Below are 23,560 nucleotides of genomic sequence, written 5' to 3'. Positions count from 1 at the left end.
ATGTTCATCGGTCACTACGCTCCCGCCTTCCTCGCCGCGACGACGCGCAAGGCCCCGCCGCTCGCGGTTCTCGTCGTCGCGGTGCAAGTCCTCGATTTTGCCTTCTTCAGCTTCGCGCTGCTTGGAATAGAGCATTACCGGCTGACCCCGAACTTCACCGCCAGCAACTGGCTCGATCTCTATGACATGCCCTATAGCCACAGCCTGCTCGGTGCGGCTGTGCTGGGTGGGCTCTTCAGCGGCCTCGTCCTTGCGCTTACCCGCAGCCGCGCCGCCGCCGGAATCGCGTTTGCCTGCGTCCTCTCGCACTGGCTGGCAGACTACATCGTCCACGCGCCCGATCTCACGCTCGCCGGCTCGCCGCCCAGGCTCGGCCTCGGCCTGTGGGATCATCCGCTCGCCGAACACGCGCTCGAAGTCCTCCTCGCCTTCGGAACGCTGGCGGCCTACGCTCGCCGCACCCGTGCCGCAGGCCCGCGCTCAGGCCTGTTTCTCGGCCTCCTCGCCGCCGTCCTTGCGCTGTTTCAGGTGATCGACTGGTTCAGCCCGCGCACCACCGAAATGAGCCCCGCGCAACCCCTGCTCGCACTCTTCGCCTTCACCATGCTCTCGGGTCTGGCTCTGCTGGTGCAGGCCACGCGCTCGAAGGTTTCCGGGGCACAGCGCTTCGCTTGAGACTCGCCTTGCCCGGCGCACGTCGCTAAGGGCGCATTCATGGCCGAGATCACTGCAGAAACCGTCGCCGCCCACGGGCTATCGCAAGAAGAATACGCCCGCGTGCTCCACGCGCTGGGGCGCGAGCCGAACCTTGTCGAGCTCGGCATCTTCTCGGTCATGTGGTCGGAGCACTGCTCCTACAAGTCGAGCCGCATCCACCTGAAGAAGCTGCCCACCGAAGCCCCCTGGGTGATCTGCGGCCCCGGCGAGAACGCCGGCGTCATCGATATCGGCGATGGCCCGAACGGCACCAAGCTCGCCGCCATCTTCAAGATGGAAAGCCACAACCACCCCTCGTACATCGAGCCTTATCAGGGCGCGGCGACGGGCGTGGGCGGCATCCTGCGCGACGTCTTCACGATGGGCGCGCGCCCCGTCGCCAACATGAACGCGCTGCGTTTCGGCCGCCCTGATCACCCCAAGATGAAGCACCTCGTGCAGGGCGTCGTTGCGGGCATCGGCGGCTATGGCAACTGCGTCGGCGTGCCGACCGTGGGCGGCGAGACCAATTTCCACAAGGCCTATGACGGCAACATCCTCGTCAACGCGATGACCGTCGGCGTCGCCGATCAGGACAAGATCTTCTATTCAGCCGCCACCGGCGTGGGCAACCCGATCGTCTACGTCGGCTCCAAGACCGGGCGCGACGGCATCCACGGCGCGACCATGGCGAGCGCCGACTTCGACGAGAAGAGCGAGGAAAAGCGCCCCACCGTACAGGTCGGCGATCCCTTCACCGAAAAGCTCCTCATCGAAGCCTGCCTCGAACTGATGGCAACCGACGCCATAGTCGCGATCCAGGACATGGGCGCGGCGGGCCTCACCTCCTCGTCGGTCGAAATGGCGACCAACGGCAAGGCCGGCATCCTGCTCGACATGGACAAGGTGCCCTGTCGCGAAGAGGGCATGACGCCCTACGAAATGATGCTCTCGGAAAGCCAGGAGCGTATGCTCATGGTGCTGAAGCCCGGCAAGGAGGCGATGGCCGAGGCGATCTTCCGGAAGTGGGAACTCGATTTCGCGGTGATCGGCGAAGTCACCGATACCGGCCACATGGTCCTCACCTTCCAGGGCGAGACGGTGTGCAACATCCCGCTCGGCCCGCTGGCCGAAGACGCCCCGCTCTATGACCGCCCGGCGCTCAATCTTGCAGACTACAAGGCCTGGGCCGGCGTGAAGCCCCTGGGCGATGTGCCCGCCAGCACCGATATCGGCGCAGACCTTCTGAAGCTCATGGGCTGCCCCGATCTCGCCAGCCGCCGCTGGATCTACGAGCAATACGATTCGCAGGTCGGCGCAGACACGCTGCAGAAGTCGGGTGGAGACGCCGCTGTCGTGCGCCTCCACGGCACGCAGAAGGCGCTCGCGATGAGCACCGACTGCACGCCGCGCTACTGCTATGCCGACCCCTACGAAGGCGGCAAGCAGGCCGTGGCCGAAACGTATCGCAACATCTCGGCCGTCGGCGCGACCCCGCTCGCGATCACCAACTGCCTCAACTTCGCCAACCCCCAGCGCCCCGAAATCATGGCGCAGATCGTCGAGGCCCTGCGCGGCATGGGCGAGGCCTGCCGCGCGCTCGACTATCCCATCGTTTCGGGCAACGTCTCGCTCTACAACGAAAGCAAGGCGACCGGCGGCGGCTCAGCCATCCTCCCCACGCCAGCCATCGGCGGTGTCGGGCTCATGGAAAACCATGAAACGATGGTCAAGATCGCCTTCAAGGCCGAAGGCGAAGCGATCTTCGTGATCGGCCAGTCAAACGGCCACCTCGGCCAGTCCCTGTGGCTGCGCGAAATCCACGGCCGCGAGGAGGGTGCCCCCCCGCCCGTCGATCTCGCCGCCGAACGCGCGCACGGCGAGTTCGTCCGCAAGTTGATCGCCGAAGGCAAGGTCAGCGCCGTCCACGACGTGTCCGATGGCGGCCTCCTCGTTGCCTTGGCCGAAATGGCGCTAGCGAGCGGCATCGGCTGCCAGATCGAGGAAATCGGCGATCACTTCACCGCGTTCGGCGAAGATCAGGGCCGCTATGTCGTCACGAGCGCTGTCGCCGAAACGATCCAGGCCGCCGGCATCCCGATGACGCGCATCGGCGCCACCGGCGGAACGGCCGTCACCGGCCCGGGCTTCGCTGTCGAAATCGCCGCACTGCGCGAGGCCAACGAGGCCTTCTTCCGGGATTGGATGGAAGGGTAAGCGCCAAACTCTCAGCATCTCCCGCTGCCCCCCCCATTTTTGCACAGCACAAATGGGGAGGTGGCAGCGGCGAAGCGCTGACGGAGGGGGAAATCAGGCCGCCTTCTTGCCCAGCAGATCGTAGGGATCGACGCCCATCGATTGCCACACCGCATGCGCCGCGCGGTAGTGCATCGCCGGCGTGATGTTCAGCCTGGCGCGCACCGCGTCCAGCTGCATCGGCAGCAGTTCCGTAATCGAAAGCTCGGCCACGCGCGGGCAGGCCTTGCCCAGCCCCTGCGCCTCGCGGATCGCGCGCAGGACGGGCGCGCTGCTCTTGACCTGCTTGCCGATGTTGAGCCCGGCCATATAGCCGATGAACAGATGCGCCAGTGCCGGCTGCTGGCTGTAGGTGAACGCCAGCACGCAGGCCTCGCCCAGCGCGTCGCGGCCATAGCCGGTCAGAACATGAAGCATGTCATGCACATCGCGCATGCGGTTCATGTACCACTGGAACTGGTCGTGGAACTTCGGCTTGTCCTTGGCGAAGCGCTCGAACTCCTCGACGAGCCCCTGCGCGGTCAGCCCTTCCCGCTCCATGAAGTCGCAGTAGGCATGGGCCAGCGAACCTTCGGGCATGCGGCGCAGGGCGGCATGATCGTCCAGGATCGTCGGCAGGTTCGGTTCCTTCACGCGCAGATCCATGCCGCGCTCGGACGTCAGGAACCGCTCGCCCGCCTTGCGCAGATCGCGCCAGGGCAGCGCCTCGAAGATGTAGAACACCTCCTCGGTATTCTCCTTGTCTTTCAACAGCTCGCGGAAATGGTGCAGCGCCTTGGCCGGGCGCAACTTGAGCTGCGGGCGGCGCTGGTCGAACAGCGGAAGCTGCAGGAAATCGCGAGACGTATCGGCTTCAATACGGGCAGTCAGAGCGTTCACGAGAGGACTCCGCAGAATCAGGTTCTGCGGCCGTACTAACACCCGTGTTAATATCGCGTCAAGCCGCCACCCAGTGCTCCCGCGCAATGCCGTAAAGCGAAAGGATCGCCGTCAGATCGCCCCGCTCGATCCACCCGTCCGCTGCCGCGCGCGCCTTGGGCTTGGCGCGGTAGGCAATCCCGTGCGTGGCAGCTTCGAGCATCGGAATGTCGTTCGCCCCGTCGCCGGTCGCCAGCGAACCGGCCCCATGGCCCAGCCGCGCCGTCTCATCGAGCAGCACCTCGCGCTTGACCGCACTGTCGACAATCCCGCCGACCACATCGCCCGTCAGCACGCCGCCGTGGACGCCCAGCCGGTTCGCCACGACATGCTCGAAACCGAGCTGCTGCGCCACCGGATCGGCGAAGGCATGGAAACCGCCCGTCACCAGCACGGTCCGCGCGCCTTGCGCCTTCAAGGTCGCCACCAGTGTCCGCGCACCGTCCATCGGCCGGATGCGCTCTTCAAGGCACTCAGCAATCGCGCCTTCCGAGAGGTCCTTCAGCAGCCCCACGCGCTCGCGCAGCGCCGCCTCGAAATCGAGCTCGCCCCGCATCGCCCGCTCGGTGATCGCCGCGATCCGCTCCTTGAGGCCGGCGAAGTCCGCAAGCTCGTCAATGCATTCCTGCCCGATCATCGTCGAATCCATGTCGGACACGAACAGCCGCGGCACCTGGATCGCCTCGCGCGAAAGCAGCAGATCGCTGGCTGGGAAGCACTGGTCCAGAATGCGCCGCACAGCGCCGACATCGGGCGCTTTCGCCTCCTCGATCAGCTCCATCTCGAGCACATCGTCGACGTCCGCAAGCATCCCTGCGCCGGCCACTTCCCAGCCCGCGTCCTCGATTTGCTCCATGGCGAGCGCAAGATTGTCACCAAGCGTCTCGGGCTCTGCTATCAGGCGTGCGATGAGCACCGATCATTCCCCTAACAAGGCAGCGCAGCTGCCACCGCTCGCGCTCATTGCAGGGCCGACGGCGAGCGGCAAGAGCGATCTCGCCGTGCGGGCCGCCTTGGCGACCAGCGGCCAGGCCATCATCATCAATGCCGACAGCGCGCAAGTCTACGCCGACCTCGCCATCCTGAGCGCCCGCCCCACCGAAGCCGAGATGCAAGGCGTGCCCCACCGCCTGTTCGGCGCGTGGGACGGCGCGCAAGGCTGCTCCGCCGCCGATTGGGCCGCCGCCGCCCGCGCGGAAATCGCCGCCGCGCACGAACAGGGTGCGCTCCCCATCCTCGTAGGCGGCACTGGCCTCTATATCCGCACCCTGCTCGATGGCATCGCGCCCGTGCCCGCGATCGACCCCGAGGTGCGCGCCGAAGTCCGCGCCCTCCCGGTGGCCGAGGCCTATGCCGCGCTCAGCCGCGAAGACCCCGAACGCGCCGCCGCGCTTGCCCCGGCAGACACTGCGCGCATCGCCCGTTCGCTCGAAGTCGTGCGCTCCACCGGCCGTCCGCTCGCCGCCTGGCAGGCCGATCTCACCGGCGGTATCGGCCACGCGGTGTCCTTGCGCCCGCTCATCCTCATGCCTGATCGCGCGTGGCTCTACGAACGCTGCGACCGGCGCTTCGCCCGGATGTGGCAGCACGGCGCGGTTGCCGAAGTGGAGGCCCTCCTCGCCCGCAATCTCGACCCAGCGCTTCCCGTCATGCGCGCTATCGGCGTGCCGGAACTGGCCGCCTTCCTCGCCGGCACCATGACCGAGGCCGAAGCCATAGCCGCGGGCAGCCAAGCCACTCGCCGCTATGCCAAACGGCAATATACGTGGCTCCGGCACCAGCCGCCGGCCGCTTGGCCCCGGATTGTATTGGATAATTCCTCATCAGACACACTGATTGAAGCATTATTACGCGATTAGCGGTTGACACAGCATTTTATGTCGCCTACCGCCCAATCACCGGCGGATAAGGATTCCAGTCCCTCCTCCGGAATGCTTGGCCCGGTGCAGTCTGCCTCTGCCCCGGGCCGCATTTTTTGCGGGTTTTGGCGGGTTCAGGCCCGCTGACGGGCAGATTTTGGTTTGAACAGCGCGGCAGCGCGGCTAACGCGCCCGCTTCGCAGCGGCATCCGGAAAAGGCCCAGCAGGGCGCGCCGGGCCGGAAAGGGAACGACACGTGAAGAGCGAGCGCAGCGGCGCGGAAATCTTGGTCGAAAGCCTTGTCGCACAGGGAGTCGAATGCGTGTTCGGCTATCCCGGTGGCGCGGTGCTGCCGATCTACGATGCCCTGTTCGGTGATGAGCGTATCCGCCACATCCTCGTCCGCCACGAAGCCGGCGCGGCCCACGCCGCCGAAGGCTATGCGCGCGCCACCGGCAAGCCTGGCGTCGTGCTCGTCACCTCGGGCCCGGGCGCGACCAATGCCGTCACCGGCATTGCCGATGCCTTTATGGATTCGATCCCGCTGGTCGTCATCACCGGTCAGGTACCCACCGGCCTGATCGGCTCGGACGCGTTCCAGGAATGCGATACGGTCGGCATCACCCGCCACTGCACCAAGCACAACTACCTCGTGAAGGAGGCGGGCCTGCTCGGCGAAGTTGTCGAGGAAGCCTTCCGCATCGCCACCGAAGGCCGCCCCGGCCCGGTGGTTATCGACATTCCCAAGGACGTCCAGATCGGCCTCGCGCCATGGACCGGCAAGCCTGCGCATACACGCACGCGCTACAAGCCGCAGGTAGAAGGCGCGCGCGAGGATATCGCACAGGCCGTGCAGATGATCGCCGCCGCGCAGGCACCGATCTTCTACACCGGCGGCGGCGTGATCAATTCCGGGCCCGAAGCGGCCGCCCTGCTGCGCGAGTTGCAGGCGCTCACCGGCGCGCCCGTCACCTCCACGCTCATGGGCCTCGGCGCCTTCCCGGCGGACAATCCAGCTTGGCTCGGCATGCTCGGCATGCACGGCACGTATGAAGCCAACATGGCGATGAACCGCGCCGATCTTATCGTCGCCATCGGCGCCCGCTTTGACGACCGTGTGACCGGCCGGCTCGATGCCTTCTCGCCGAATTCGAAGCGCATCCACATCGATATCGATCGCGCCTCGATCAACAAGACCGTCCGTGCCGATCTCCCCATCGTCGGCGATTGCGCGAAAGTCCTGCAGCAGCTGATCGCGGGCTGGAACGAGACCAAGTGCGAGGCGAACGACCTCACCGAATGGTTTGCCCGCATCGATGGCTGGCGCGCGCGCAAATCGCTTGCCTACCCGCACCGCAAGGAAGCCATCATGCCGCAATATGCGGTCGAGCGGCTTTACGAGCTGACCCGGAAGCACGATCCGATCATCACGACCGAAGTCGGCCAGCACCAGATGTGGGCCGCGCAGTACTTCCACTTCTCCGGCCCCAACAAGTGGCTCACCTCGGGCGGCCTCGGCACGATGGGCTATGGCCTGCCTGCCGCCATCGGTGCGCAAGTCGGCTTCCCCGATGCCCTCGTGATCGACATCGCGGGCGATGCCTCGATCCAGATGAACATCCAGGAGCTCGGCACCGCCACGCAGTACCGCCTGCCGGTCAAGGTCTTCGTGCTCAACAACGAATGGATGGGCATGGTCCGCCAGTGGCAGGAACTGACCTACGAGAGCCGCTATTCGAACTCGTATTCGGACAGCTTGCCCGATTTCGTGAAGCTCGCCGAAGCCTATGGCTGGAAGGGCATCCGCATCACCGATGAAAGCGAGCTCGATGCCGGCATCCAGGCGATGATCGACCACCCGGGTCCGGTCTTCGTCGATTGCCTCGTTGCCAAGGAAGTGAACTGCTACCCGATGATCCCGAGCGGCGCGGCGCACACCGACATGATCCTCTACGGCGATCAGGTCTCCGGCACGATGGACGATGCCGCCAAGGCGCTGGTGTGATGGCGTACCAACCGTTCCTGCTCTTGGGCGCGGCGGCGATCTGCCTCGCGTTTTGCATCCGGGATTTCCGGCGCAGGGACTTTGCGTGGTCCGCCGCAGCGGCCACGTCCTTTCTGATCATTATCACGGCACCGATGCCAACGCATTCGGTCACCGTCGAACTGCCGAGCCCCAAATGACGACAAGCCAGAATCCTGAGACCGCCGCTGCAGAGCGCCACGTTCTCACCATCACCGTCGACAACGAGGCGGGCATTCTCGCTAAGATCGCCGGCCTGTTCACCGCGCGCGGCTACAACATCGACAGCCTGACGGTGGCCGATATCACCGATGGCCACGATGTCAGCCGCATCACCATCGTCACCCACGGCCCGCCCGAAGTGATCGACCAGATCCGCGCCCAGCTCGAACGCCTCGTGCCCGTCCACAAGGTCGTCGATCTCACCGAAGTCGGCCCATACGTCGAGCGCGAACTGGCGCTGATCAAGGTCGCCGGCAAGGGCGAGAACCGCGTCGAGGCGCTGCGCCTTGCCGATGTGTTCCGCGCCAAGGTCGTCGATACCACCACCGGCAGCTTCGTCTTCGAACTGACCGGCGCGCCAGAGAAGATCGACAGCTTCGTCAGCCTGATGAAGGAACTCGGCCTCGTCGAGGTCGGCCGCACCGGTATCGTCGGCATGATCCGGGGCGCGGAGGCCGCCTAACACCCTATTCCTTTTCAACGACATAGAGAACGGAACGAAGAATGAAGGTCTATTACGACGCCGATTGCGATCTGAACCTGATCAAGGACAAGAAGATCGCCGTGCTCGGCTATGGCTCGCAAGGCCACGCCCATGCGCAGAACCTGCGTGACAGCGGCGTCAAGGACGTCGCCATCGCGCTGCGCGCCGGCTCGGCCACCGCGAAGAAGGCGGAAAGCGCCGGATTCAAGGTCCTCTCGAACGCCGAAGCCGCCTCGTGGGCCGATATCCTCATGATCCTCGCGCCCGATGAGCACCAGGCCGCGATCTACGCCGAGGATATCCACGCCAACCTCAAGCCCGGCGCCGCGCTCGCCTTCGCGCATGGCCTCAACGTCCACTTCGGCCTGATCGAACCGCGCGCCGATATCGACGTGATCATGATCGCGCCCAAGGGCCCGGGCCACACCGTCCGCTCGGAATACGTGCGCGGCGGCGGCGTTCCCTGCCTCATCGCCGTCCATCAGGACGCGACCGGCAACGCGCATGACGTTGGCCTCGCCTACGCGAGCGGCGTCGGTGGTGGCCGTTCGGGCATCATCGAGACGAACTTCAAGGAAGAGTGCGAGACCGATCTGTTCGGCGAGCAGGCCGTGCTGTGCGGCGGCATCACCCACCTCATCCAGGCCGGGTTCGAAACGCTGGTCGAAGCCGGCTACGCGCCGGAAATGGCCTATTTCGAGTGCCTGCACGAAACCAAGCTGATCGTCGACCTGCTCTATGAAGGCGGCATCGCCAACATGCGCTACTCGATCTCGAACACCGCCGAATACGGCGACATCAAGACCGGTCCGCGCATCATCACCGACGAGACCAAGAAGGAAATGAAGCGCGTTCTGGCCGACATCCAGTCGGGCCGCTTCGTGAAGGACTTCGTGCTCGACAACCGCGCCGGCCAGCCCGAACTCAAGGCCAGCCGCAAGGCCGCCGCAGCCCATCCGATCGAGAAGACCGGTGCCCAGCTGCGCGCGATGATGCCGTGGATCGGCGCCAACAAGCTGGTCGACAAGTCGAAGAACTGATCTGTCTCCGGAAGGGCGGGCCTTGTCAGGCTCGCCCTTTCGACGAACGACATACCCCGCCCGCCCATTGGCAGTTGCGAGGCAGTCGCAAACCCGATACCTCCATTTTCGAAGTATCGGGGAAAATACCAGCATGAGATTTTGCCTTGGCGCGGCAGCGCTTGCGCTTCTGCCGCTCGGCGGCGTGCGCGCGGAAGCCCCTGCCCCCGACACTTGCCAGCTTTCCCTTACGGCACGCTTCATTGGTGCGATGGCGGTCGATCAGGTCCGCCGCACGGTGCAGCAGATAGCCCGCGATCATCCCGTCCGCTGGATCGCCCTCGGGCAAGCCATCACGCTCGATGCAAACCCGCAGCGCCTCAACGTGATTCTCGACGAAAACGGGCGCATCGCCGCCATTCGGTGCGGCTGAACGCGACTCGCTTGCCATCCGGCACGCAGCTGTGGCAGCCATCCGGTCAATCGCCTGATCGGAGACCGCCTGTGAAAGCCTTCCCCCGCGCCGCCAAGCTCGCCCTTCCCCTCGCTCTCGTCGCGCTGGCTGTGCCCTCGTTCTCGCAGCTGCCCAGCACGCCCCCCGGCGCGCTCGACAAGTCGCGCGTCACCGCCGGCACCTACAGCGTCGATGCCACCCATTCGATGATCGCCTGGCGCGTCAACCACCTCGGTTTCAACGACTATTTCGGCCTGTTCGGCCAGCTCGGCGGCTCGATGACGCTCGATCCGGCCAACCTCGCCGCCACGAAGCTCACCGCGACGATCCCGGTCTCGAAGGTCGTCACGGTCGATCAGGCGCTGACCGGGCACTTGCTCAAGCCGGGCGCTGATGGCGCCAAGCCCGATTTCTTCGGGCCCAATGCGGCCGACGCGGTGTTCGTTTCGACCAAGGTCATCCCCGGTGCGGACGGCGCGAGCGCCACTGTCGAGGGCAACCTGACCCTGAACGGCATCACCAAGCCCGCCACATTCACCGCGCAGTTCTCCGGCGCGGGCGTCAATTTCTTCAACAAGGCCAACACCATCGGCTTCCACGGCCAATCGAAGATCAAGCGCACCGACTTCGGCCTCGGCTTCTTCGCCCCGCTCGTGGGCGACGAGGTGAAGCTCGACATCACCATCGCCTTCGAAAAGAAGTAAGCGCGCAAGGGGCGGCGACCGCGCCGCCGCCCCTCACCGCTGTTGTTACCGCATCAGCGCAAACGCCGTCCTCAGCTCGCCGACAAACGCCTCGGGCTGCTCCCACGCGGCAAAATGCCCGCCCTTCGCCATCTCGCCCCAGTGGACGATCTGCGCGCAGTGCCGCTCCATCCACTTGCGCGGGGTTGGCAGCACTTCCTTGGGAAACGCGCTCACCGCCACCGGCATCGCGATGTCCCCGCCGCCGGCGCTGCCGAAGCTCTCCCAATAGAGCCGCGCCGAGCTCGCCCCTGCCGCCGGCAGCCAGTACAGCATGATATTGTCGAGCATGGCATCGCGGCTCAGCGCGCTTTCCGGCATGCCCTCGTTGTCGGTCCAGGCCCACATCTTCTCGTAGATCCACCCTGCCAGCCCCACCGGCGAATCGACCAGCGAGTAGCCGATCGTCTGCGGCCGGGTGGATTGCTCCTTGGAATAGCCTGAATCCCAGTCCTGATAGTATTTGAGCGCGCCCAGCGCCTTCAGTTCCGCCGAGGATGGGTTCGCCATATCCTCCGGCAGCGGCCGCGCGATCGGCATGTTGAGGTGGATCCCCGCGCAGCCTGCAATCGCCTGGATGCCGATCTGCGTCGTCACGATCGAGCCCCAGTCGCCCCCTTGCGCGAACCACCGATCATAGCCCAACCGTGCCATCAGCACGCCCCAGCTTCTTGCGATCTTCTCGACGCCCCAGCCGTGCTTGTCCGGCTTGCCCGAGAGGCCGAAGCCCGGCAGGCAGGGGATCACCAGATGAAAGGCATCCGCCGCGCTGCCTCCATGCGCCTCCGGATCGGTGAGCGCATCGATCACCCCGCGAAACTCGAGGATCGAGCCCGGCCACCCATGCGTCATGATGAGCGGCACGGCATGCGCATGCTTCGACTTCAGATGCAGGAAGCGGATCGCCACCCCGTCGATGGTCGTGGTCCACAGCCCCAGGCCATTGAGCCAATCCTCGCACCGCCGCCAATCATAGTCGTGCCGCCAATAGGCCACGAAATCCTGCAAGGCCGCCAGCGGCACCCCTTGCGTCCAATCGTCCACCGCCTCCTTCTCGGGCCAGCGCACCATGTCGATCCGCGCGTGCAAATCATCCAGCACCGCCTGCGGAACATGATACGGAAACGGCTCGACAGCTTCGGACATGGTTCTCTCCCTTTGCATTCATTCTGGACAAGCGCGGCGCCTTTCACCATAGGCTAAAAGCATGATCGCCACGTCGGACCTTACCCTGCGACTTACCCGCCCTTGGGCGTGAAGAGAGGCGGCCATCCGGCGCGCCTTTAGCGCCCAAGGGTCTCTCCGTCATGAAGTCGCAATTGCCAGATCCGAAAGCCATCCCATGTCCATGCTGAAAAATCCCTCGGTCAAGTACCGTCCCTTCCCGCAGGTTCCGCTGGAAAACCGCCAGTGGCCCAGCCGCACGATCACCCATGCGCCGCGCTGGCTCTCCACCGATATGCGCGATGGCAATCAGTCGCTGATCGATCCGATGGATGCGGACAAGAAGGCCCGCTTCTTCGATCTGCTCGTCAGCCTCGGCCTCAAGGAAATCGAGGTCGGCTTCCCCAGCGCAGGCGCGACGGAGTACGATTTCATTCGCGGCCTCGTCGATCAGGGCCGCATTCCGGATGACGTCTTCGTGCAAGTGCTGACGCAATCGCGCGAAGACCTGATCAAGACGTCGTTCGAGAGCCTTGCCGGGGCGAAGCAGGCCATCGTCCACGTCTACAACGCCGTCTCGCCGCTGTGGCGCAAGGTCGTGTTCGGCATGGAACCGGCCGAGATCAAGGAAATCGCCCGCACCGGTGCCACGTTCCTGCGCGATCAGGCCGCGCGTTTCCCCCAGACGGACTGGCACTTCGAGTACAGCCCGGAGACCTTCTCCACCGCCGAGCTCGATTTCAGCATCGAATGCTGTGAAGCGGTGATGGAAATCCTCCAGCCGACCACCGACAAGCCCATCATCCTCAATCTGCCCGCGACGATCGAGGCGGCGACGCCCAATATCTACGCCGACCAGATCGAGTATTTCTGCCGCAACCTGCCGAACCGCGACCGCGCGATCATTTCGCTGCACACTCACAACGACCGCGGCACCGGCGTCGCTGCCGCCGAACTCGGCCTGATGGCGGGTGCGGACCGCGTCGAGGGCTGCCTGTTCGGCAACGGCGAGCGCACCGGCAATTGCTGCCTCGTCACTGTCGCGCTCAACATGTACACGCAAGGGGTCGATCCGGGCCTCGATTTCTCGGATATCGACAAGGTCATCCAGACCGTCGAATACTGCAACCAGCTCCCCGTTCACCCCCGCCATCCCTATGGCGGCGAACTGGTCTTCACCGCCTTCTCCGGCAGCCATCAGGACGCGATCAAGAAGGGCTTTGCCGCGCGCGAGACCCAGAATGATGAACTCTGGGCCGTCCCCTACCTCCCCATCGATCCCGCCGATCTCGGCCGCAGTTACGAGGCGGTCATCCGCGTCAACTCGCAGTCCGGCAAGGGCGGCTTCGCGTGGGTGCTCGAACAGGACCAGGGCCTCAAGCTCCCCAAGAAGATGCAGGCGCATTTCTCACGCCACGTGCAGGAGCTCGCCGACGAACTGGGCCGCGAACTGCAGGCGGCGGACATCTGGACCGTCTTCCAGAAGACCTACCACCTCGGCGAAGAGCAGCGCTTGCAGCTGGTCGACTACGAGGAAGCGCGCGCGCCGGACGGCACCCGCGTCTTCGCGGGCAAGATCGCTGTCGATGGTGAAGTCCGCTCGGTTTCGGGCCGCGGTAACGGCCTCATTTCCTCGGTCGTCGCCACCCTCAAGGACGGCTTCGGCATCGCCATCGACGTACGCGACTACGCCGAACACGCCCTCCAGGCCGGCAGCGACGCCCGCGCCGCCGCCTACGTCGAATGCACCGGCCCCGATGGCAAGGTGATCTGGGGCGTCGGCATCGACGAAGACGTCGCCACGGCAAGCGTGCGGGCGATCCTCAGCGCGGCGAACGCGGCGGGCTGACCCGCCAGGTTCCTCCCCATTTTTGGCCTGAGCTTGTCGAAGGGCACAAATGGGGAGGTGGCAGCGCGAAACGCTGACGGAGGGGTACGCCCTCTCCCCACAAACGCCTTTCCTACAGACCGCCGGTTCGGGCATTCTCGGCAACGTTCTTTGAACCGTTGTTCCGATCAAGGCCGCATCCGGTCGGCCCATCGCGTCCGGGCCGGCAGGCCAGCCGCGCGCGGCGAACCAATTCATGAAACGCGCGCTAGTCGCTCCACGCGAGATGCAGGACGCATTTCCGCAAATTATTACTTGAAATCAGCACAATAGAGACCAATCTTCCGAGAATGGCACATTTCCCTCTGGACAGTGTCAACCGTGTCAACCTCTCCGCTAGCCCCCACCTTCGCGGGAATGACGAGAGGGCAGGAACGAATGACAAGGGCGGCGGGTTGCCCCCCTTCCCTTTCCCGCCCCAAGCTGCATACTCTTGCTGCGTGCCCGCAAGAGGCCGAGCCTGAGAGAGAGCCATGCCAGAAGCCCACATCGAAGCCATCATCGAACCCGATCTGCCCATAATCGACCCGCACCACCATCTGTGGGATCTGCGCCCGCTGGTCGCCTCGTTTCCTCAGCCGCTGCATCCGTTCGTCGAAACGCTGGCTCCGGCCGCCTATTACACCTTCGATGCGCTCCACGCCGATACGCACAGCGGGCACAATGTGGTCGGCACTGTGTTTATGGAATGCGGCGCGTTCTACCAGACTGGTGCCGAACAGGCCCTGAAGCCGGTCGGTGAGGTCGAGTTCGTGAACGGCGTCGCCGCACAAGGCGCGAGCGGGCTCTACGGCAACTACCGCCCCTGCGCCGCCATCATCGGCCACGCCGACATGACCCTGGGCGACGGCGCGGAGCCTGTCCTCGAAGCCCTCATCGCCGCCGGAAACGGCCGCTTCAAGGGCATCCGCCACCAGGCCGCGTGGGATGCCGATCCCGAAGTGCTCGGGCCTCCGTTCCATGCGCCAGCCGGTCTCTACACCAGCGACGCTTTCCGTGCCGGGTTCAGGCACCTCGCCAAGATGGGGCTCACCTTCGATGCCTGGCTGCTCGAACCGCAGCTCCCCGATGTCATCAGCCTCGCCCGCGCCTTCCCGGATCAACCCATCGTGCTCGATCACTGCGGCACCCCGCTCGGCACCGCGAGCTACAAGGGCAAGCTCCACGAACGCTTCGATGTGTGGCGCGAGAATATCCGCGAACTGGCGAAGTGCCCGAATGTCTCGGTCAAGCTCGGCGGCCTCGCCATGGCCTTCTGCGCCATGCCCGAGCAGGGCCCGGCGGCAGGCATCGGCTCGGAAACTCTCGCGGCGATGTGGCGCCCCTATATCGAGACCTGCATCGATGCCTTCGGGCCGGAGCGCGGCATGTTCGAGAGCAACTATCCGGTCGACCGCTGGGGCGCGACCTATCCGGTGCTGTGGAACACCTTCAAGCGCCTCGCCCACGGCGCTTCGGCCGAGGAAAAGCACGCCCTCTTCGCCGGCAACGCGGCGCGGTTCTACGGCATCGAGCACGTTCTCGCGGCCTGACCTCAAAGGGAGCGGCGCTGTTGTTTGACAGCGCCGCTTCTCCTGCTAAAGCCCGTTTAACCGCTCGCTTAAAATGGAGCTTTCAGGATGCCGCTTCCCCCGCTGTTCAAGAACCTGCGCCTGCCTGTCATCGGTTCGCCGCTGTTCATCATTTCCGGCCCCGAACTCGTCATCGCGCAGTGCAAGGCGGGCATCGTCGGCAGCTTCCCCTCGCTCAACGCGCGCCCGATCAGCCAGCTCGACGAATGGCTGCACGAAATTACCGAGACGCTCGCCGCGCACAACCGCGATCATCCGGATAGCCCGGCGGCGCCCTTCGCGGTCAACCAGATCGTCCACAAGACCAACAACCGCCTCGATGAGGACATGGCGCTCTGCGAAAAGTGGCAGGTCCCCATGCTGATCACCTCGCTCGGCGCGCGCGAGGATATCAATCAGGCCGCGCACCGCTGGGGCGGCATCGTGCTGCATGACGTGATCAACGACCGCTTCGCCCGCAAGGCGATCGAAAAGGGCGCAGACGGGTTGATCCCCGTCGCTGCCGGCGCGGGCGGCCATGCCGGCGCGCTTTCGCCTTTCGCGCTGATGCAGGAAATCCGCCAGTGGTTCGATGGCCTCGTCGCGCTTTCGGGCGCTATCGCGCATGGCCGCTCGATCCTTGCAGCTCAGGCGCTGGGCGCTGATTTCGCCTATATCGGCTCCGCGTGGATCGCGACGGCAGAGGCTCGCGCCGCTGAAGGCTACAAGCAGGAAATCGTGGAAAGCCGCGCGCAGGATATCGTCTATTCGAACCTCTTCACCGGGGTGCACGGCAACTACCTGCGCGGCTCCATCGTCAAGGCCGGGCTCGATCCGGACAACCTGCCGGTCAGCGATCCCTCCAAGATGAATTTCGGCTCGGGCGGCAACACCGAGGCCAAGGCATGGAAGGACATCTGGGGTTCGGGCCAGGGCATCGGTGCAGTCGACAAGGTCGAGTCCGTAGCCGAGCGCGTCGCGACGCTTACTGCGCAGTACCGCGAAGCCGCCGCCGGCCTCTCCGCAGATAGCGCGCCTTTCCTCTAGAGCCGGCTCTGCGTCGCTTCCCACAGCATCTCGGCCATGCGGTCGAGATGGCTGTAATCAAGCGACTGGTCGGCCTGAACGAGCGCCGGATCGCGTTGATTGAGCACGATCTCCTCGCCCTTTGGCGGGGTGAGCAGGCGCCGCCGCAGTGCGCGCTGCAGCAGATCGAGCCGCATCAGCGCCTCCATGCTCGCGAGTTCCGGATCATAGCGGCGCGTCCGGCTCCAGCCGCCCTCGATCTGCCCCACCCGCTCGGTCACCATTTCCGAATAGGTGCCGTGCGGCCCGCGGTGCAGCGGCAACCCGATGCGCAGCGCCCCGCTTTCGGTCGCGGGCAGCAGCATTCCATTGGCCCGGAAATCGTGGAACCCGATCCGGTCCGGGGTCAGCGAGCCGATCATGCGGGTGAATGCGCGCCGGTTCAGCAACGCCCGCGGCAGGAGATGGTGCCGCTGCAAGCCGGGTGTATAGCCCGGCTTTCCCGGTGAGTTGACCGAGCGGAAGGGGATCTGTCCCCGAACCAGGGGCATGGCAGGCACCATGCCACCATGCTGACCGACGCGCCTTAACTCGTTGCTCGCAAGTATCGTATGCCTATCTGGTTACTGCGTTAAGCCTGTTGTGTCCGTCCGGCTCCAGCCAAACCGCGCCAACGCCGGACAGCACCACTTCGCGCGCGCTGTCTACACGGCCATGCGCGACGAGCCAGTCGGTCAGTCGCACTGCGATCCGGCTGTCCTCCCGGCTCGGTGCGCCGGTGCGCGCGTGAAGCACGAATTCCTGCCCGATCAGGAAATCAAGGCCCTCGCTCGCGAGGCCTTTCTCGCTGCGGGCGAGCGCGGTAAGTGCAAGCGCCGGGAACGGACCACCAGCCAGCCAGACACCGATGGCCTCGGCAAACCAGGCCGGCGACATGACGACCCGCGCCGGCCGCCAGACGATGGCCGCAAGTTGGTCCATCCGGGTCAGGTGCTTAAGGATCGCCGCTGCGACGCGCAGCACGGGGAGCAGGTTCTCTGCGCCGGCCAGATGGGGCCCGACCTGGAACCATATGGCTTCGAGCTCGGAAAGGTTGAAATCGCCGGGTAAAGCCACACGGTGAGCCACCGCGGGCACGTCGAGTGGCAGAGCCGGAGCAAGACCTGCAAGATCGAAAGTGAGCCCATCGCGCAGCAGCTCCGCCGTGCCTTGCGGGGCGAGCCCGGTGTTGAGCAGGGCAAACCCTTCGGGTCCAGCGGCGAGGGCCGCAAGCGCATCCACGGTCGGCCGGTCATTCCGGCCAAACAGCAGCGCGGCAAGGGGCTGTCGCCCTCCAGCACGCTCGATCACCACCAGCTATGCTCCCTCACATCCGGTCCGTCTGAGACACGAATGTAAGGCCATCGTCGAGTCCCGTGCGGCAAAACCGGCACGGAATCGGACCATCCCCACCGGTCACCATGCTAGAATGCACCCATCGCGAGACCGGCCGCAAAAGACTGTCCCAAATCGTGGCACTTTTTGAGCGCATCGTCTGGGACGGTCTTGGCCGCAAGGATCGCCTCGGGCGTCTGTGCGCCAAGATTGACGGTGAGCCCTTCCGCGATTCGCCGCAGGCGCCATCCGGTCACGATGCGCTCGATCTGCCGCTCAGCGCCCGATCCATCCGATCCTGCTGCAATAGCCGTGGCAAAGGCGCGGCCTTCGATCTCCCCGAGCAGCGGGTAGTAGGTGCGGTCGAAGAACTCCTTCATCGCCCCGCTCATCGTGCCAAGGTTTTCCGGGCACACAAACAGATAGCCCGCTGCGGCCAGCAGATCCGCCGGCGTCGCCTCGGCAGCCGCCAGCAGGCACACTGCGCCCTCGGCCTCTGCTCCTCGCAGCGCCGCCTCGGCCATAGCACGGGCAGCACCCGTGCGGCTGTGCCAGACAATCAGCAACATGTGGCGGGGTTGTCCAAACTCAGCAGCCATCTCCGGAGCCGCCCACCGCGCCCACCACGCCTCCCAGCGCGCCGCCGATCATGCCGCCAAACCCGCCAAGTCCGCGCTTCCTGGGCTTGGGCTGGCACTGCGCCTTCTGGTCGCTTTCCTTGCGGTCATTGCCCGCAGCCGCCTCGTCCATTCCCGGCATTCCCATCAGAAAGCCGGTCATCGACCGGTGCCGGATGTCGGCGGTCCATTCCGGCTTCCACGGCGTTTTCGGATTGGCCGGACGCGGGGGATAGGCGAAGCTCTCCTCCGGACCATAGGCGTAAAGGGTCGCCATCTGGAACTGCGGCGCAGCCGCCTTGACCTCGGCTGGTACCATGCAGGTCGTCGTCGCAGGCGCGAGCACTGTCCTTGCCGCTACCAGCCTCGCCACGGTTGCGGGCGAAAGCCAGTCAGACAATCCGCCGCCGAATTCCCGCGTCATGCTGGATGACCACCAGACCATGTCGCCCATCTCGCCGCCCTTCTCCATCTTCCCGCCGATCAGCGAGACGTGGTAGCCGGTGGCATCAGGCAGCGGATTCCAGCGCAACAGGGTTGCGCCGCTGGGCTGCGGATAGGTCGAGGTCCGCAGTGCGCCCATGAAGTCCTTCGTCAGGGTGAAGTTCATCTCGGGCGTGTAATTGCCCGCCACCTTGTGCGCGCCGATCAGCGAACTGTCGGTCCGGACCGATGTCTTGCCCTCATCGTTAGGCCATGAACCATAGGTCTTGCTGCTGGCGTAGGAAACGCGGCGCTCCATCGGTACGTTGCTGGTCCACAGCCCCGGAGGCATCTGCCCAGCGGCGATCTTGGCGAAATCGATGATCACCGGCTGACCGGCCGGGGCATGCTCGCCGCAGCCCCAGAAAATTAGGATCCGCCCCTTGGGCCGCTTGAAATCGCGCTTTTCCGGGGGTTCTTCCGGCCCAGCAGGCACCTTGACCGGCGTTTTGAGCGGCACCGAAAGCCCGAGCTTGGCGCCGGCCGGCATGAAATGATCCGCCTTGGGCGGACCGCCGGCCGGGATCCGGCTCGATCCCAGTTCCAGCCACAGCTCGTGCTGAGGCGCGTTGCGGTTGCCGCCTCCGAAGGCCATCCCCATCATAGCCCCCATGCCGCCGCCCTTCATGCCGGCCATGCCGCCCATCAGTCCGGACGTGGTCCCGGCGCGCATTTCGTAACGCGCGACAGGCGCCGCGGTCTGCGCAATCGAAAAACCGGCTACAACCACGGTTGCGGCGCCTGCCACGGCAAGCAGGCGCAAGGTGCTATTGGTCATCAGCTCAAACCCCTCTGTCAGGTCGGGACTCGACCTCGTTCTGCTGGCGCGACCGGTTTTCTTTTGTTTCTGATGCGACCATACTGGGTGCCATGCTGTCAATCGAACTGCGTCACTGCGATGATAAAGCGCACAGTTTGCAGCAGAATGTGGGCAGTAGCCGCGCTGCCCTTCCCCGCACCGCCGTGATCGGTTAGCGCCGCAGGCATGATCCCTGTCACCGCCATCACCTGTTCGCTGTCCGGCCTTGCCTGGCGCTGGCGCGGCGGCAACATGGACCTTTCCGGCGGCGGCTTTGGCCAGCTCGATGGCCTGGTTGACCAGTTGCTGCTGGCGCGCGGCGTGGAACGGCACGATCTTGAGCGCCACCGCCGCCCCACCTTGCGCGATTTCCTGCCCGATCCCTCGCTGTTCAACGACATGGACAAGGCTGCCGCGCGCCTTGCCGATGCGATCACCGGCGGAGAAGCGATCGCGGTCTATGGCGACTACGACGTTGACGGCGCGACCAGCGCCGCGCTGCTCATCCGCTTTCTCGCCAGCCTCGGCGTGCCGGCGCGGCCTTATATCCCGGACCGCCTGCTCGAAGGCTACGGCCCGTCCGCCGAAGGGCTCGTCAAGCTCGCGCGCGAGGGCGCGCAGCTCATCGTCACCGTCGATTGCGGCGCGATGGCTTACGAAGCGCTGGGTGCCGCCCGGGACGAGGGCGTCGATGTTATCGTGGTCGACCACCACAAGTGCAATGCAGAGCTGCCTCCGGCCACCGCCCTCGTCAATCCCAACCGGCTTGACGAGGCCGACGAGGCGGCTACCCACGGCCACATGGCCGCAGTCGGCGTGGCTTTCCTGCTCGCTGTCGCCACCTTGCGGACCTTGCGCGCGCGCGGATTTGCGGGTGCATCCGCCGCGCCCGATCTGATGGGCCTGCTCGATCTCGTGGCGCTCGGTACCGTTGCCGACGTCGCGCAGATCCGCGGGGTCAACCGCGCCTTCGTCGCGCAGGGCCTGAAGATCATGGCACGCCGCGCGAATGTGGGCCTCGCCGCCCTGATCGATGCCAGCCGCCTCACCCGCGCGCCCACCTGCAGCGATCTCGGCTTCGCGCTGGGCCCGCGCATCAATGCGGCGGGGCGCATCGGCGATTCCGGGCTGGGCGTACGCCTCCTCACCACATCGGACCAGGAAGAGGCCCGCAGCATTGCCGCGCGCCTATCCGAACTCAACGACGAGCGCCGCGCGATCGAACAGGCCGTGCAGGAAGCCGCCGAAGCGCAAGTCCTGGCGCAGCACAACCGCAGCGTCGTCGTGGTCCACGGGCCCGGCTGGCACCCCGGCGTCATCGGCATCGTGGCCGGGCGGATCAAGGAAAAGACCGGGCGGCCCACGCTCGTGATTGCCGAGGACGGCGACACCCAAGGCAACGGCAAGGGCTCGGGCCGCTCGATCCCGGGTGTCGATCTTGGCGCCGCGATCATTGCCGCCAAGGCTGCAGGCCTCCTCCTCGCGGGCGGCGGCCATGCCATGGCCTGCGGCCTCACTGTTGCACCCGGCGGCACGGAGCGGCTTGCCGATTGGCTCGACGAACGCCTCGCCCGCGATGTCGCCCTCGCGCGGCAGAGCCAGTCGCTGCTGCTTGACCTGTCGCTGGCCCCCGGCGGGCTCACCCCCGATCTTGTCGAGACGCTGGAGGCGGCAGGTCCCTTCGGCATGGGCTGGCCGGGGCCCCGCGTCGCCGTAGGCCCGGTGCGCCTGATCAAATGCGATGTGGTCGGCGCAGACCACGTGCGGATGATCGCGGGCGGAGCCGATGGCCGCTCGTTCAAGGCGATGGCTTTCCGCGCGGCCGAGACCGAGATGGGCCAGGCCCTGCTCCACGGCGCGCGCGGCCGCGCGTTCTGGCTCGCAGGCCGCGCGAAGATCGACGACTGGGGCAGCCGGCCGGCAGCGGAACTCCATGTCGAAGACGCCGCCTTCGCCGACTGACCCCACCCCTTTTGGTCATGCGCACAAAGTGCCGAAGTGAGGGGTTGACCAATCCGGCACAGGGCCCTAGACGCGCGGCCTGCCATGCGGCCTCAGCCTATGGCCCCTTCGTCTAGCGGTTAGGACGCGGCCCTTTCACGGCTGAAACACGGGTTCGATTCCCGTAGGGGTCACCAGCTAAGTTGCCAGGTGTTTGCGCCCGGCAGAAGCAAAATTGCCGGGGCGGGACCGCCGACCCGGTTGCAGGCAAGGCCCCTTCGTCTAGCGGTCAGGACGCGGCCCTCTCACGGCTGAAACACGGGTTCGATTCCCGTAGGGGTCACCAGCCGGACAGAACCGTTCTTCCCTGTGCAACACCGGATCGCAAAACCGGATCGAACGGGAATTGGGCCCGGAGGCGAGATGGATTTCGATTCGCTCAGCTATACCACCGTATTTGCCGCGTGCGGCGGCTTCGCACTGCTACTGGGCCTGCTGGCCGGCCTCGGCGAGCGCCGCGAGCGCCGTCGCCGCAATCTCGATCGGGTGAGTACGGTGCCCTGGGGATTTCTCTCAGCGCTCTTTATGATGATGGCGATCATTCTTTTTGCGACTGCCGCGAAGGCGTGGTTCTTGCCTGCCGTCTGAGACGGAGACCGGCAAGGTTACAGTACAATGTGAACGCCGCGGCGCCCCTTGCCCGATTGTTTCAGATTCCGACACAAAATCGCAGTCTTTTGCCGTAAGGACGGAAAGACGGGGGGCCGCCTGCGCGCGCGGTCGCACCAAGAGGTTTGAAGCTGATCCCATGTCCTGCCGGCCTGCATCCTAGCCCATGAACGGACCCTTGCTCCCCTGGCCGAGCATGATCGTCGCGATCGGCACGTGCCTTGCCATGATCATCGTGGGCAGCACGCCGGGGCTAGCCCTTTCCGTGCTGATTCTCTGGATCGGCACACTCTGGCTGTCGCGGCCCGAGCCGGTGGTCGAGGTGCGCGTTGCCGATGAAGGCTCGGTCTCGCGTCAGGCCATGGTCGAACTGGTCGAACCCTTCAGCGTGCCAGTGCTCATGCTCGACGGTCAGCGAATCGCTGCAGCCAATGCTGCCGCGCGCGAGGCGCTCGGCCCGCATATCGTGGGACAGGACGCCCGTGTCGCGCTGCGTCATCCAGAAGCGATCACCCTGCTCAACAAGCCGCAGGGCACCGCGATGGTGCGCGGCCTGACCGGTGCCCGCAGCATCTGGCAAGTGCGCCGCGTCAGCATCGACCAGCGCTTCTCCCTGATCGAACTGGTCAACCGCACCGCGGAAGCAGATATCAGCCGCTCGCACACCGATTTCGTCGCGAATGCCAGCCACGAACTGCGCACGCCGCTCGCCTCGATCATCGGGTATATCGAAACGCTCGCCGATCCCGACGCCAAGGTCGATACCGCAACGGCCGCGCGCTTCCACAACACCGTGCTGCGCGAAGCGCGCCGGCTGCAAAGTCTGGTCGAGGATCTCATGTCGCTTTCGCGCATCGAGGCAGAGAAGCACGACCTCCCGCGCGAAAGGATAGATCTCGGCCTGCTCGCCGCCAGCATCGGGTCGGAAGTGGCCGCCACGGTCGGCGAGGACCGCGTGCTGGTAAACGTGACCGACGCGAACGTGATCGGAGATCGCCAGCAACTCGATCAGGTGATCCGCAATCTCATCGACAATGCGCTCAAATATGGCGATCCGGCCCAGCCCGTGCGCGTCGCGGTAGAATGCGACGGAACCGAGGCGGTCCTTTCGGTGATCGACCGCGGCGAAGGCATCCACGCCGACCACCTGCCCTACCTCACCCGCAGATTCTATCGCACCGATCCTGGCCGGAGCCGCGGTGTGGGTGGCACCGGGCTCGGCCTTGCCATTGTCAAGCACATCGTCGAAAGGCATCGCGGCAAGCTCGACATCGCCAGCAGGCTTGGCGAGGGAACCACTGTGACGGTGCGTCTGGCTCTCGCGGTGACACCGACGAAAGAACTGTCATAGGCCTGTCATTCCGTGGTCTCATTG

General features: G+C 65.5%; 21 protein-coding genes and 2 tRNA genes. 16 read left to right on the top strand and 7 right to left on the bottom strand.

Annotation, left to right across the window (positions count from 1 at the left end):
• Together AQZ52_RS09510 and purL are read left to right on the top strand one after the other, a co-directional pair.
• Positions 1 to 675, top strand: a complete 675-nt coding sequence (locus AQZ52_RS09510; protein ID WP_205626427.1) for a hypothetical protein — start codon at positions 1 to 3, stop codon at positions 673 to 675.
• Between the two features lie 39 nt (positions 676 to 714).
• Positions 715 to 2,913: a phosphoribosylformylglycinamidine synthase subunit PurL gene (gene purL / locus AQZ52_RS09505; RefSeq protein WP_067908918.1), complete on the top strand. Its 2,199-nt coding sequence runs from the start codon at positions 715 to 717 to the stop codon at positions 2,911 to 2,913.
• 93 nt (positions 2,914 to 3,006) lie between these two features.
• On the opposite strand, the gene AQZ52_RS09500 is transcribed toward purL, so the two are convergent.
• A complete protein-coding gene (locus AQZ52_RS09500; protein WP_082697651.1) occupies positions 3,007 to 3,831 on the bottom strand; it encodes a Coq4 family protein in 825 nt (274 codons plus the stop codon).
• A 58-nt stretch (positions 3,832 to 3,889) separates the two neighbouring features.
• Positions 3,890 to 4,786, bottom strand: coding sequence for a phosphoserine phosphatase SerB (gene serB / locus AQZ52_RS09495; RefSeq protein ID WP_067908915.1), 897 nt, complete (start codon positions 4,784 to 4,786; stop codon positions 3,890 to 3,892).
• Here serB and miaA point away from each other — a divergent pair.
• From miaA to AQZ52_RS09460, 6 genes are all read left to right on the top strand, one after another.
• Complete coding sequence (gene miaA / locus AQZ52_RS09490; protein ID WP_067909810.1) at positions 4,779 to 5,729, top strand: tRNA (adenosine(37)-N6)-dimethylallyltransferase MiaA; 951 nt, start codon at positions 4,779 to 4,781, stop codon at positions 5,727 to 5,729. The two genes, serB and miaA, sit on opposite strands and share 8 nt — an antisense overlap.
• A 256-nt stretch (positions 5,730 to 5,985) precedes the next feature.
• A complete protein-coding gene (ilvB, locus tag AQZ52_RS09485; protein WP_067908913.1) occupies positions 5,986 to 7,734 on the top strand; it encodes a biosynthetic-type acetolactate synthase large subunit in 1,749 nt (582 codons plus the stop codon).
• 175 nt (positions 7,735 to 7,909) lie between these two features.
• Positions 7,910 to 8,437, top strand: a complete 528-nt coding sequence (gene ilvN / locus AQZ52_RS09475; protein WP_067908907.1) for an acetolactate synthase small subunit — start codon at positions 7,910 to 7,912, stop codon at positions 8,435 to 8,437.
• Positions 8,438 to 8,478: 41 nt separating this feature from the next.
• The gene (gene ilvC / locus AQZ52_RS09470) at positions 8,479 to 9,498 is read left to right on the top strand and encodes a ketol-acid reductoisomerase (RefSeq protein WP_067908904.1); all 1,020 of its coding nucleotides are present in this window, start codon (positions 8,479 to 8,481) and stop codon (positions 9,496 to 9,498) included.
• A gap of 133 nt (positions 9,499 to 9,631) precedes the next feature.
• Positions 9,632 to 9,910: an I78 family peptidase inhibitor gene (locus AQZ52_RS09465; RefSeq protein WP_067908901.1), complete on the top strand. Its 279-nt coding sequence runs from the start codon at positions 9,632 to 9,634 to the stop codon at positions 9,908 to 9,910.
• A gap of 71 nt (positions 9,911 to 9,981) precedes the next feature.
• Positions 9,982 to 10,635, top strand: a complete 654-nt coding sequence (locus AQZ52_RS09460; protein WP_067908898.1) for a YceI family protein — start codon at positions 9,982 to 9,984, stop codon at positions 10,633 to 10,635.
• 45 nt (positions 10,636 to 10,680) lie between these two features.
• Here the strand turns inward: AQZ52_RS09460 and AQZ52_RS09455 are convergent, their stop codons facing one another.
• Entirely contained in the window at positions 10,681 to 11,820 is a 1,140-nt protein-coding gene (locus AQZ52_RS09455; protein WP_067908897.1) for an epoxide hydrolase family protein, read from the bottom strand.
• Between the two features lie 196 nt (positions 11,821 to 12,016).
• Here AQZ52_RS09455 and leuA point away from each other — a divergent pair, with 196 nt between their 5' ends.
• The 3 genes from leuA (at position 12,017) to AQZ52_RS09440 (ending at position 16,323) form a co-directional block, all read left to right on the top strand.
• The gene (gene leuA, locus AQZ52_RS09450) at positions 12,017 to 13,687 is read left to right on the top strand and encodes a 2-isopropylmalate synthase (RefSeq protein ID WP_067908895.1); all 1,671 of its coding nucleotides are present in this window, start codon (positions 12,017 to 12,019) and stop codon (positions 13,685 to 13,687) included.
• Positions 13,688 to 14,199: 512 nt separating this feature from the next.
• On the top strand, positions 14,200 to 15,258 hold the full coding sequence (locus AQZ52_RS09445) for an amidohydrolase family protein (RefSeq protein ID WP_067908893.1): 1,059 nt from the start codon (positions 14,200 to 14,202) through the stop codon (positions 15,256 to 15,258).
• Positions 15,259 to 15,345: 87 nt separating this feature from the next.
• Positions 15,346 to 16,323: an NAD(P)H-dependent flavin oxidoreductase gene (locus AQZ52_RS09440; protein ID WP_067908889.1), complete on the top strand. Its 978-nt coding sequence runs from the start codon at positions 15,346 to 15,348 to the stop codon at positions 16,321 to 16,323.
• On the opposite strand, the gene AQZ52_RS09435 is transcribed toward AQZ52_RS09440, so the two are convergent.
• The 4 genes from AQZ52_RS09435 to AQZ52_RS09420 all read right to left on the bottom strand — a co-directional run bounded on the left by AQZ52_RS09435 (position 16,320) and on the right by AQZ52_RS09420 (position 19,554).
• The gene (locus AQZ52_RS09435) at positions 16,320 to 16,853 is read right to left on the bottom strand and encodes an AHH domain-containing protein (protein WP_082697744.1); all 534 of its coding nucleotides are present in this window, start codon (positions 16,851 to 16,853) and stop codon (positions 16,320 to 16,322) included. The genes AQZ52_RS09440 and AQZ52_RS09435 overlap by 4 nt on opposite strands.
• A 64-nt stretch (positions 16,854 to 16,917) precedes the next feature.
• Complete coding sequence (locus AQZ52_RS09430) at positions 16,918 to 17,652, bottom strand: hypothetical protein (protein ID WP_156424836.1); 735 nt, start codon at positions 17,650 to 17,652, stop codon at positions 16,918 to 16,920.
• Positions 17,653 to 17,765: 113 nt separating this feature from the next.
• Positions 17,766 to 18,245 carry a flavodoxin family protein gene (locus AQZ52_RS09425; protein WP_067908883.1) on the bottom strand — a complete coding sequence of 160 codons (480 nt, stop codon included), beginning with the start codon at positions 18,243 to 18,245 and terminating at the stop codon, positions 17,766 to 17,768.
• 19 nt (positions 18,246 to 18,264) lie between these two features.
• On the bottom strand, positions 18,265 to 19,554 hold the full coding sequence (locus tag AQZ52_RS09420; protein ID WP_067908880.1) for a hypothetical protein: 1,290 nt from the start codon (positions 19,552 to 19,554) through the stop codon (positions 18,265 to 18,267).
• Positions 19,555 to 19,761: 207 nt separating this feature from the next.
• Between AQZ52_RS09420 and recJ the strand changes: the two genes are divergently transcribed.
• From recJ to AQZ52_RS09395, 5 genes are all read left to right on the top strand, one after another.
• Complete coding sequence (gene recJ / locus AQZ52_RS09415; protein WP_067908878.1) at positions 19,762 to 21,537, top strand: single-stranded-DNA-specific exonuclease RecJ; 1,776 nt, start codon at positions 19,762 to 19,764, stop codon at positions 21,535 to 21,537.
• Positions 21,538 to 21,638: 101 nt separating this feature from the next.
• Positions 21,639 to 21,713: transfer RNA gene (locus AQZ52_RS09410), tRNA-Glu, on the top strand.
• Positions 21,714 to 21,787: 74 nt separating this feature from the next.
• Positions 21,788 to 21,862, top strand: a tRNA-Glu gene (locus tag AQZ52_RS09405).
• Positions 21,863 to 21,939: 77 nt separating this feature from the next.
• The gene (locus AQZ52_RS09400; RefSeq protein WP_067908875.1) at positions 21,940 to 22,164 is read left to right on the top strand and encodes a hypothetical protein; all 225 of its coding nucleotides are present in this window, start codon (positions 21,940 to 21,942) and stop codon (positions 22,162 to 22,164) included.
• A 187-nt stretch (positions 22,165 to 22,351) separates the two neighbouring features.
• On the top strand, positions 22,352 to 23,536 hold the full coding sequence (locus AQZ52_RS09395; protein ID WP_067908872.1) for a sensor histidine kinase: 1,185 nt from the start codon (positions 22,352 to 22,354) through the stop codon (positions 23,534 to 23,536).
• Positions 23,537 to 23,560: the final 24 nt, after the last annotated feature.

It is taken from the genome of Novosphingobium fuchskuhlense, from assembly GCF_001519075.1.
Classification (GTDB): domain Bacteria; phylum Pseudomonadota; class Alphaproteobacteria; order Sphingomonadales; family Sphingomonadaceae; genus Novosphingobium; species Novosphingobium fuchskuhlense.
This window is presented reverse-complemented; position numbering and strand designations above follow the sequence as displayed.

Coding starts and splice junctions, on each gene's coding strand:
- AQZ52_RS09510 (WP_205626427.1), top strand. CDS start 1: ATGTTCATCGGTCACTACGCTCCCGCCTTCCTCGCCGCGACGACGCGC.
- purL (WP_067908918.1), top strand. CDS start 715: ATGGCCGAGATCACTGCAGAAACCGTCGCCGCCCACGGGCTATCGCAA.
- miaA (WP_067909810.1), top strand. CDS start 4,779: ATGAGCACCGATCATTCCCCTAACAAGGCAGCGCAGCTGCCACCGCTC.
- ilvN (WP_067908907.1), top strand. CDS start 7,910: ATGACGACAAGCCAGAATCCTGAGACCGCCGCTGCAGAGCGCCACGTT.
- ilvC (WP_067908904.1), top strand. CDS start 8,479: ATGAAGGTCTATTACGACGCCGATTGCGATCTGAACCTGATCAAGGAC.
- AQZ52_RS09465 (WP_067908901.1), top strand. CDS start 9,632: ATGAGATTTTGCCTTGGCGCGGCAGCGCTTGCGCTTCTGCCGCTCGGC.
- AQZ52_RS09455 (WP_067908897.1), bottom strand. CDS start 11,820: ATGTCCGAAGCTGTCGAGCCGTTTCCGTATCATGTTCCGCAGGCGGTG.
- leuA (WP_067908895.1), top strand. CDS start 12,017: ATGTCCATGCTGAAAAATCCCTCGGTCAAGTACCGTCCCTTCCCGCAG.
- AQZ52_RS09445 (WP_067908893.1), top strand. CDS start 14,200: ATGCCAGAAGCCCACATCGAAGCCATCATCGAACCCGATCTGCCCATA.
- AQZ52_RS09440 (WP_067908889.1), top strand. CDS start 15,346: ATGCCGCTTCCCCCGCTGTTCAAGAACCTGCGCCTGCCTGTCATCGGT.
- AQZ52_RS09435 (WP_082697744.1), bottom strand. CDS start 16,853: ATGCCCCTGGTTCGGGGACAGATCCCCTTCCGCTCGGTCAACTCACCG.
- AQZ52_RS09425 (WP_067908883.1), bottom strand. CDS start 18,245: ATGTTGCTGATTGTCTGGCACAGCCGCACGGGTGCTGCCCGTGCTATG.
- AQZ52_RS09420 (WP_067908880.1), bottom strand. CDS start 19,554: ATGACCAATAGCACCTTGCGCCTGCTTGCCGTGGCAGGCGCCGCAACC.
- recJ (WP_067908878.1), top strand. CDS start 19,762: ATGATCCCTGTCACCGCCATCACCTGTTCGCTGTCCGGCCTTGCCTGG.
- AQZ52_RS09400 (WP_067908875.1), top strand. CDS start 21,940: ATGGATTTCGATTCGCTCAGCTATACCACCGTATTTGCCGCGTGCGGC.
- AQZ52_RS09395 (WP_067908872.1), top strand. CDS start 22,352: ATGAACGGACCCTTGCTCCCCTGGCCGAGCATGATCGTCGCGATCGGC.